Annotated in this window: 2 protein-coding genes; both read left to right on the top strand. The window is 35.6% G+C overall.

Going from position 1 to position 10,876, the window contains the following annotated elements:
- The gene (locus NCE97_RS15755) at positions 1–705 is read left to right on the top strand and encodes a LolA3 family protein (RefSeq protein WP_353780249.1); all 705 of its coding nucleotides are present in this window, start codon (positions 1–3) and stop codon (positions 703–705) included.
- Between the two features lie 23 nt (positions 706–728).
- A partial coding sequence (locus tag NCE97_RS15750) for an RHS repeat domain-containing protein (protein WP_503066183.1) occupies positions 729–10,876 on the top strand: 10,148 nt, incomplete at its 3' end.

Genomic DNA, 10,876 nt, shown 5'->3' with positions numbered 1-10,876 from the left:
ATGAGGTACGTATTAATTATACTATTGACCATAATAGGTCATACTGTCAAGGCTCAAAGTTTTAGCGAGATACTTAACAAGGTAATGGAAAATTATAATGCTGTGGAGGCCTATAGCGTTGATGCCACTTATACCATGTATGTAGATAATGTTTCTATGCAAGAAAAGGATAAGCAAACCAGCAAACTAATAAAACAAGGAGACAATTATTATTTCAAAATGGCAAATTCTGAAATTATCATGACAAAGTCCTTTTATTTAAAAATAAGTCATTCAGAAAGAATGCTATTATATTCCAAAGTAGATGTCATAGACAATTCGGTTTTTGAAAGTCAAATTCCTTTTCTACAGATTCTAGATAAGTTTGAGAACAAGGAAGTAAAAGACAAAGGCAGTTATTGGGAATGCAGTATTTCTAAAAGTAATGAATTAAAGCTCCCATACGACAAGATTATTTTTCAAGTCTCTAAGAAGAATCATCACATTAAAAAACAAATTTATTATTTCAACACATCTGTTGAAAAGAAATTTATACCCAATAGCTCAAACACAAAAAAAGAACGATTAGAGATTGTCATAAATGGTTTGGATAAGAAGCCAATAATAGATGAGAATCTCTTTAATCTGAATAAATATTTAGACATTAATGATACGTCAATAACGTCATCAGAATATACCAAAAATTATAAAATCCTAGTTCAATAAATAAAGCCATCAAACCCACCAACATGAAAAAATTTGTAACACATTGTATCGCAGTTTTTTGCTTAATAGTCGGTAATCTCAGTGCTCAGACAGATGTCGCCATTGCTTCGCTAGAGCCATCTGAATTAGAGGTTAACAATGATCTTTTAATCGAAGACCCTAATTTCTTTTTCCCAAATAGTGTTGTGGAAAATCCAGCAGTTGAGATCTCTGTAGGCATTTTGGATGATATTGTCATTGATCCGTCTATGTGGTTTTCGTATTACATTGAATTGAAGGTAGAAATTATTGACATGACCGATAATAGTGTAAGTTCTTCTTTTGCGGAAACCTTTACTATAGAATATAGTCCTTTTGGTAATGTTGGGAACTTTAATGATTTAGATCTTAAACGAATTGATGGTGCACAAAGTTTAAGAGTTACAATACAAACGATTAAAGTTACCGACAAATCTACAAATCAAGTCATTGGATCAGATAATCCGGGTAATGTGTATTTAGAGCTTAAATATTCTGGAAATAGGTACAAACGATTAACTACTGTATTGCCTACACTTAGTCATCAATTCTTTGACTATGATGACAACGGCGAAATAAGCTCTAATGAGCTTAATGCTAGTGAGGTAGAAATTAGTTGGAATACAGTTACTGGTGCTGAGTATTATGATTTAGAATGGACTTGGATTGATAACTATTCTGAAACTGATATAACCACTCCACTACCAGCCACAGCCATACTACTTAGTCTTAATGACTTTAAAAAGAATAGTACGAGAATACGCACCTCAAACACTAGCTATAGATTACCCTTGATCTATGCTAATGGGTATTTAGTATATCGCGTGAGAGCAATAGGATTTAGAGCTGATGAACCTAACACAAATGGAAATTTTGAAAATACATCCAAATTGTTTTATGGTGAATGGACATCTGATTCCAATACTTCAATTACTGTATCTGACTGGAATGATTTTCTTACAACACATTCTCATGAACAAGGGAAAAATTGGCAATTTCAAGCATCTTATGCGGAAGATGGGAAAAAGAAAGAAGTTGTAAGTTATTTTGATGGAACTCTAAGAAATAGACAAACTGTAACCAAAATAAAAACTGATGGAACAGCCATTGTTGGAGAAGTTATTTATGATAATCAAGGAAGGCCAGCAGTAGAAGTATTACCAGCACCTGCTAAAAGAGCAAACCTAGGGTTCCACCCTGATTTCAATCTCAATTTAAATGGTGATGTGTATACGCATTTAGATTTTGATTGGTCAAATCCTAACGCCGACAATTGTGAAGACGCACTCACTACCAACGGTATGTTAAATACAGAAGGAGCCAGCCTTTATTATTCTCCAAATCTCGATTTAAAAACAGATACGAGAGATTACTTTATCCCAAATGCAGAAGAATACCCGTTCTCGCAAATTCAATATACCAATGACAATACAGGTCGTATAAAGCGCAAATCAGGTGTTGGAAAAACACATCAGTTAGGGAGCTCTCATGAGATGAAGTATCATTATGGAACGCCTAACCAATCAGAACTAAACCGATTATTTGGCTATAAAGTAGGGTATAATAAGTTCTATAAAAAGAATACAGTTATAGATCCTAACGGTCAGATAAGTGTGAGCTACATTGACCCACAAGGTAGAACCATAGCAACGGCATTGGCAGGAAATACCCCAGTTAGTTTAGATGCTCTACCAGAACACGATAATGGAACACATACCGATTTTAATGTCGATTTATTGAGCAAATTGAATAGTACGGATCCTGATACTAATGCCGATAAAAATTATCGATTCTCTTCTGGAGCTTTTGGAGCTTTTGAAGATGGTTTGCAATTTTCAGGAACTCAAATGGCATTAACAAATAATGATAGATTCAAGCTTAATTATTCTGCAGTAATTGATAGCAAGCTATTTTGTGATGTGAACTATCCTTTTGTGTATGATTTATCGATAAGCCTATTGGATGACTGTGGAGAACAGGTCTCTACTGACCAAGATAATCAAGGTTTTGTATCTGTATTTAATCAACAACTAGGAACATTCGACCCAGGAGGAACAAATCCTACAAATCCTGTTAACATTACCTTTGAAACGTCCCAAGGCGCCTTAAAGCAAGGCGAATATGAGATTAGTAAATCCATAACAATTAACCAAGAAGCCTTTGAAGCATACTTAGCTGATTATATGGCTAGTGCTTGTATTCTACCAGAAGAATACTTTACCCTCAATCTCGTAGATAACAATTGTTTGTTAAGTCTTGAAGACTGTGCTACGTTTGAGCAAACTTATGCTAATGCTGATGCATATGTAGCAGCAAGAATAGCAGAAATCCAAGCAGATATCAGTGGCTATCAACCTCCATATAATGTGTTGACACAAGAACAAATAGATGCTTACACTGCTGCTTTGATAGCAATTTACAATGCTAGAATAGCTACTTGTGATGGTTTGGAAGAATTATCTGAAGAAGGAGAAGCAGGCGAATTCGAATTCGCTCCAAATTGTATTATTGCTAGCTTAAGACTTTTACAAGATTTTAGACCAGGAGAGCAATATGCCATCTTTGCTGATGATGAGGGAGCTAATATCAATGAACGTTTTAGTATCTATAATACTGGTGATGGCTCTAATAATTCGTTTTTACCAAATAGTGCAAATCTAGACTTACCACTTTGGAGGCATCCTGTAAGTATTGATGGAGGACCTGATGAATATCTCAATGATGAAGGCAATCAAGCTTTTGTAGAAGTAACACCGCAGACTGATGAAAATGGGAATTATATCGAAGAAGAGGGAACAAACCTCGTAAGCTTATTACCTGCTATCCATACAGACTTCTTACCACCAAATAGCAATGAATATATTGACCAAAACGGGCAGCCTATTGTTAATGAAGATGGATATGTTTTGGTAAGACCAAACCATTTGAGACATGCAGAGGATTTTAGAGATGAATGGAAATTAAGTTGGGCACAATCATTATTATTTTATCACCCAGAGGTGGGCTATACAGCATTTTTTAATGAAATTTGTACAACTCAGGCAAAGACAGATTTAACGTATACTAACGCGCCTATAAACTTAAGCTCTACAGCTTTTGATGAATACCTAAAAACCTTATACTACGAAGTAGCTCCAGGCGATACTGAAAATACACCAATAGCAGGTAATTCTCAGTTACTAGATCTATATGATGACCCATTACTGCTATTAGATTTAGACCCTTATTTTGATGAAACTGTCAATTACAATGGTGTTGGTGGCAATGGCATCAATAGTATTGTCAATGGTACGGTAAAAATAGATAATGATTATGATGTAAACAGTCAGGATCAAAGTTTTTCATTAAATGGTGAAACATATACTATTCTGAATGAGTTAGATGCCAGAAGAGCCTTGATGACTTATGCATTGAAGCACGATCTCGACGGTACAGGAGAACCTATGTGGAAAGGTGCTTTCAGAATGTTAATGTGTGGTGATCCTACGTTATTTGACTGTGACCCGATGATACCAAGTAGTTTAAATGGAGTGGCCGCAGCTTTAAATAATGACCCAGATCAATTACAAGAGTTTTGGGTAAACTATAGATCTATTTATCTCAGTACAAAAGACAAGATTATATACATCATGTCGAGCATTTTTGCTAACCAAAATGGATTTTATAATGGATGTATCGAGGACCTAAGTAATAACCCCCTAAGTATAATTGTTGATGCTTACCCTTCCGAATTTCACACCGCATTTTCGTTTTATTACAACGTGAATAATTCTGATAACACGAACTATGAAGGAATCTGTGAGAACAATGTTACAGATGGAGAATATGTTGTTAAAAGTAGACGATTCTTACCTTATGATATATTATCTGAAAATATGGAAGAAGGAGATGCAGATGGTATGGAAAATGACACGGATTATTTAACGTGGTTGCAAACAGGGAACTGTCCAAATGTTTTGGACATGACATTATTACTTAATGGATTCTTTACCGAAGGAGGCACTTCTATTCCAATGACGGTAAACAATGCCTATACTAATACACAATACCTCACTCCAGATCTCTATGAAGCCTTAGGAGGCGAAATTATAATAGATAACGCTAATGAGCCTTTAACAGCACCATCTACAGATGTTTTAAAAATATACTCTGGAATAGATGCCAGCAATGATTTAAACATTTATGTAGGGGATGCTAATGATTTAGATACTAATGTCAATAATGGTGATACTTGTAGTATTATTTTAGAAGACCAAGTAGGTTATAGTTGGAATAATTACGGAGGCGGTGCAGGGCAATGGTATATTGCTGAAGCAAAAGATTTGATTTTTACGGGTACAGATGCAAATAATCAACAAACATTCTCATTCTTAGCTATTGTTGTTGAGGACGGGAACACACTTGATACCTATGAAGTGGTATTTACAGGATATTCTTGCGCCAACATAGGTAATTGTGGAACAGATGGTAGCCAAGCTGGTAATGATGATTATGATCATTTTGATCCTAATATTGGTTTAAACTACCCAAATCCTTATGAGTGTGAAAACCAAGAGCTTTTTGAAGAAAGTCTCAAGGATTTATTAAACGAACTTCATGATAATAATGCGCTTTTCTCTACAACTCCTGTTAGTATAAATAATTATGTATCCTACTCAGGTGGGTTCTTACCTGAGTTTTTCCAAGATCCAGACATCTTAACGTCTATGACCTATTTTTATACTACTAATAATCAAGATATAGCTTATATCCAAAAAGATGGCATTACTATTTTAGGTATTGGTTTAGGAGTAAATTCATCTACAGGATTTACAGAAATACAAAGTGTCTCTGTAAACCCACTCTTTGAATTAGATGGCAATGAAGTTATAATAACTTATTTGCAAAGTAACGGAACTACATTTACCATTAATACAACTTTTTCCGCTGTTGCTCCCATAAACATTTCTGGAACTAAGATAATTGACTTTAGTTGTTGTCCTCCATTATCAAGTCCATCAAATACGAGTACTAGTTACGCAAATAGCAAGGATTGTATTGATTGTATACCAGTTCCTGTACCTACAGTAAGTTGTGATGTAGCATGGATTGAGTTTCAAAATACTTTAGGACAAGATTCAAACAATGATCAAGTAAGTGACTTAGTCCCTGGATTTGATTTACCAGAGTGGTTAGATAAAGACGCATTTTGTGATTTAGGATATAAGTATAGTCTGAATCACTATTTAGATTATGTTACCGAATTTGGATTGGATGTTGATGGTGTTGACAATCCAAACTTTATATCATTCTTCTCTTTTAGCACACATGCTTTAGGTGCTGGACATCCAAATACACCAACTGCTATTGATGCTTATTCAACTTACATTACCACTAATGGGCAAAATGATGATACACTCAACTGGTTAGAGTATATCTATGATGAGTACTTGCCAAGTAATACAGATGTTTGTCCTACTGCAACAATTGCAGTAAATACACCAGAGGTAGAGGTTACTGATGACTGTGAGGAGTTTATTACTAATATTCAAGAAACCTATGGCAATGACCTCTATGAGCAATATTTGGAAGAACAAAGGCAATGGTTTACAAACACCTATATCAATGCTGCAATGGATAAACTGGTTGAGACCTTCGACCTTACCTATGACGATAAAGAATACCAGTATACACTATATTATTATGATCAGGCGGGTAACTTAATGCAAACCGTATCTCCTGAAGGTGTAGATCGACTTGAAAATGCAGATAATGCTGCCATAAATACAGCTAGAGAAACAGGAAACATAGTTTCAGCACCTGCTCCAAGCCATGATCTAAGAACACGATATAAGTACAATTCTTTGAACCAATTGGTATATCAAAATACTCCAGATGGAGGTGAAACTCGATTTGCTTATGATGATCTCGGTCGTATTGTGATGTCACAGAATGCTAAGCAGATAAAACCTGTTGCTGGTTTTTTTGAAGAAGTTACACAAGTCCCAACATTTATTAATCAGGTAAATGTTAGTGTTAGTGGTAATGTAATTACTAAGAATGCAGGAGGTAGTGGATCTTGGAATGCAGGGACATCTTCACAAGAGTTGATATATGAGGATGGTTACGTTGAGTGGGAGTTATCAGGCGCCTATGAAACCAATAGGAGTGTTATGCTAGGCTTAACCTATCAAGATAGTAACCAAAACCATAGCGACATTGATTACAGAATGTATCATAGATCTGATGGAGACCTTTGGATTTGGGGATTAGGTCAAACCAATTTAGGCCCTTGGAATGTAGGTGATAAAATAAAAATTGAAAGGATAAACGGGGAGATGAAATTTTATGTTAACGGAGTCAATGTTAAAACTATTTCAGCTTTATTTCCTGAATCTCCTTTGCGTTTTGACAGTTCAATCTTAGAAGAAAATAAATCAATTTATAATGTAAGAATTGTTAATACCAGTAGACAATTAGAGAGTTTTAGTTATACCTCTTATGATGAATTAGGTAGAATCAAAGAAGCTGGTCAGGTTAAGTTACCATATGATTTTTATGATATAAATGATGAAGGGCGCTTAGTAAGTCATTTCGATCCAAATATTGAAATCGATGAAGTAAACGAACTAAGCTTTCCAAATAACCTTTCTGAAAACAGAGATGAAGTGACAGTGACACTTTATGATAGAGAGTTCAGTCAGGATGTTAGTGCACTGTTTGAAGACTATAATGCTTATAACAATAGGAATCGTGTTACCTCGGTATTATATTACTCTAATTATCCAGTAGCGGAAAAATACTATGATAATGCCTTGTTCTATAGCTATGACATACACGGTAATGTCAAAGAATTGATTACAGACATTAATGATTCGAGATTAGTACTACTCAATCAGAATATCAAGAAGACCCAATATGAATATGATTTGATAAGTGGTAATGTAAATACTGTAACATATCAAAAAGGAGAAAAAGATCAATTTATCCATAAATATTCATATGATGCAGATAACAGAATTCTAGATGTTCAGACTTCAACAGATGGTATCATTTGGGAGAATGAAGCTGAATATGATTATTATAAGCATGGACCATTGGCTAGAGTACTTGTAGGAGACAAAAAAGTGCAAGGAATGGATTACGCGTATACGATTCAGGGATGGTTAAAAGGAGTTAATGCTGAAAAAATAAATGCTGAAGATGATATAGGTAATGATGGTCATTTTGGTCTCAATAATAAAGTGGCTAAAGATGCCTATGGGTATACGCTTAGGTACTATGATGGAGATTATAAATCTAATTATGATAGTAGACTGCTTAATCTAAATCAATATGTCTCCGAAATACCTAATAAAAATCTTTATAATGGTAATATAAAGCAGATGACTACCGCTCTAAGAGCGCTTAAAGAAGAAAAATTAGATATTCTATCAAATAGCTATGAATATGACCAGCTCAACAGAATAAAGGCGAGTAACAATGTTATGTTTATTGAATCCAATACCACCACAGTTGTTGGAAGCCCTGGAGGCTATGACACAAGTTATCGTTATGACAAAAACGGAAACCTTTTAGAACTCAATAGAGATGCACTGGGTACGCAAATGGACCAGTTGAATTATGTGTACTATACAGACGATAATGGTAATCGTACTAACCGTCTAAACTTTGCAGCAGACTCTCAAACTAACTACGGTCTCTTCGATACAGACATAGATGAACAATTGTTTGAGAATTATAAGTATGACGAAATAGGTCAGTTAATTTCTGACGACTCTGAAAATTTACATGAGATTCTATGGATGGTTAGTGGTAAGGTAAAACGCATCAAAACTGATGACGGTTTCATTGAGTTTACTTATGACGGTTTAGGGAACAGATTATCAAAAACTGTTCCAGGTAAATCAGCAAGCACTACGACTTACTACCTTAGAGATGCGCAAGGCAACCCTTTAGCTGTTAATAACCTTACGGATACACCACCTTCAAAATCAGATGGATCTTTGGCATACTCGTTAAAGGAGCATAATATTTATGGAAGTAGTCGATTGGGTATGCAGCAATACATCAAATATAAGCTTGCATCTGCTAATTATAGTAATGAAGATCTAAATCGTACGGCTGGTGATCCTATAGAGCCAAGCAGCCCAAATAATGGTGACTATTGCGAAAACTGTGCTTATAGCTTTTTGTCTACAGATGGGTTTGCAGGCAGTTTTACGGACAATGATTTGGATATAAGCTTCACGAATGGCGATAGCTACACTTTAGATACCAAAGTAACAATGAATTCGTCTGTGGTGCTTAGACGCAATATTTATCAATTAGCGGACAATAGTCTTGGCTCAACAAGTACAGTACGAGTAGGCGTCATTAAAGAAGTAGATGATAATGATCCAACGCTTTATAAGTATCATCCTCAACTTACATTTACAGAATATGTGTCAAACGGAGGAAATTTTAATGTTACTCAAACCAAGTTTAAGTTATCAAATACCAATTCAGTTGCACAAAATTATGATACACAAGAGATATTCTATAACGTAAGTGTTGTTGGTAATAACGACTTCCAAGTTACACTTATTCACAATGGTGTTACCTACGCATCAACAGCAGGGGAGTTAGTAACTGAAGTCAACACCTATACAAGTAGTTCAGGGCTGTTAGCGGCTTCTTATGTGTCTAATAACGATTTCGACATGTGTAACCTAGCTTATGACATCAATGGTACGCAAAGAGATTTCCAATTCGATTTTGTGGGCCAAAATCCTGTATCTGGAAGTGTTGAGCTAACACTCCCCAACCTAGATTCCTCTCGTTGGATTGAAGGTGCTTGTGGACCAGATAACGATCTCGATAATGATACAGTATTGAATGAGGAAGAAAACTGGGATCCAAACGGAGATGGTGATTACTCAGATGCTCAAGATACAGATAATGATGGTACGCCAGATTATTTAGATCCCGATGATGATGGAGATGGTGTTGATACAATTGATGAGAATGTAGATGGTATAGGAACACCACTCAATGATGATACAGATGGAGACGATATACCAAACTATTTAGATGACGACGATGATGGGGATGGGATATTAACTAAAAATGAAGATCTGGATGGCGATGGAGATCCAAGAAATGATGACTTTGATGAGGATGAGATACCAAACTATCTAGATGATGACGATGATGATGATACAGTTCTTACAATAGATGAGTACAATAACAATGAAGATTTCGATAATGACGGAAGCCCTAACTATTTAGATATAGATGACGATGACGATAATGTCCTTACATCTTTCGAAAACACATTTGATGACGATCCAGATGATGGTGAAGATGTGTACTTACTAGATACAGATGGTGATGGAAGTCCTAACCATTTAGATATCGACGATGATAATGATGGTTACATTACAAAAGAAGAAGACGACGATGGCGATGGAGATCCAACTAATGAAGATGAAGATGTCGACGGTCATCCAGACTTCCTAGATGCTCAAGACAATGATCCTACTGTACCAGGAATGATTAATGTCTATAAATACGAACGTCTGGTAGGAGATAAACGTTACGAAATGACCAATCACCTAGGTAATGTACTTACAGTGGTTACCGATCGTAAATTACCGGCTTCGAATACTGGTAAGATTTGGTTTGGAAGCGATTCTTTTAAATCCAAATGGAACGAATATAACAAAGCTTCAATAAACCTGAATGATGACAACTCGTTAGATGTTAGTTACTTTGATAAAGACTCTGGAGCATATGCTGAATACGACCTTACTACAGGAGCGATTATGTCTATTCAAATAGATATAGACCGGGAGTTAGTGACAGCGAATCTTATTTTTGAGATTCACGACCCTCAAGGTCAAGTCGTATATAGTCAATTTGTTAACGACTCTGGCACAATAGGTACTATATTACCTATCAATAATAGTGGACTCCATAAATTTATTGTCCGTGTTGACAATAGCTTTACACAAGTAGAGAGCTTTGTACTTAGCAATTTGAGTATCGCTGAGATTTCGAGCGTAGCTTCTACATCCAATGAAGTAGACTTATTTGGTACCTTTGTACCAGACGTAGTTGCATTTAATGACTACTATCCATTTGGGATGCTAATCCCAAGGCGTCACGGTGCCACTGATGGCTACCGTTACGG

This window comes from Winogradskyella sp. 3972H.M.0a.05 (genome assembly GCF_040493455.1).
Taxonomy (GTDB): Bacteria; Bacteroidota; Bacteroidia; order Flavobacteriales; family Flavobacteriaceae; genus Microcosmobacter.
The sequence above is the reverse complement of the archived record's forward strand: the minus strand, read 5'-3'. Positions and strand labels throughout refer to the sequence as shown.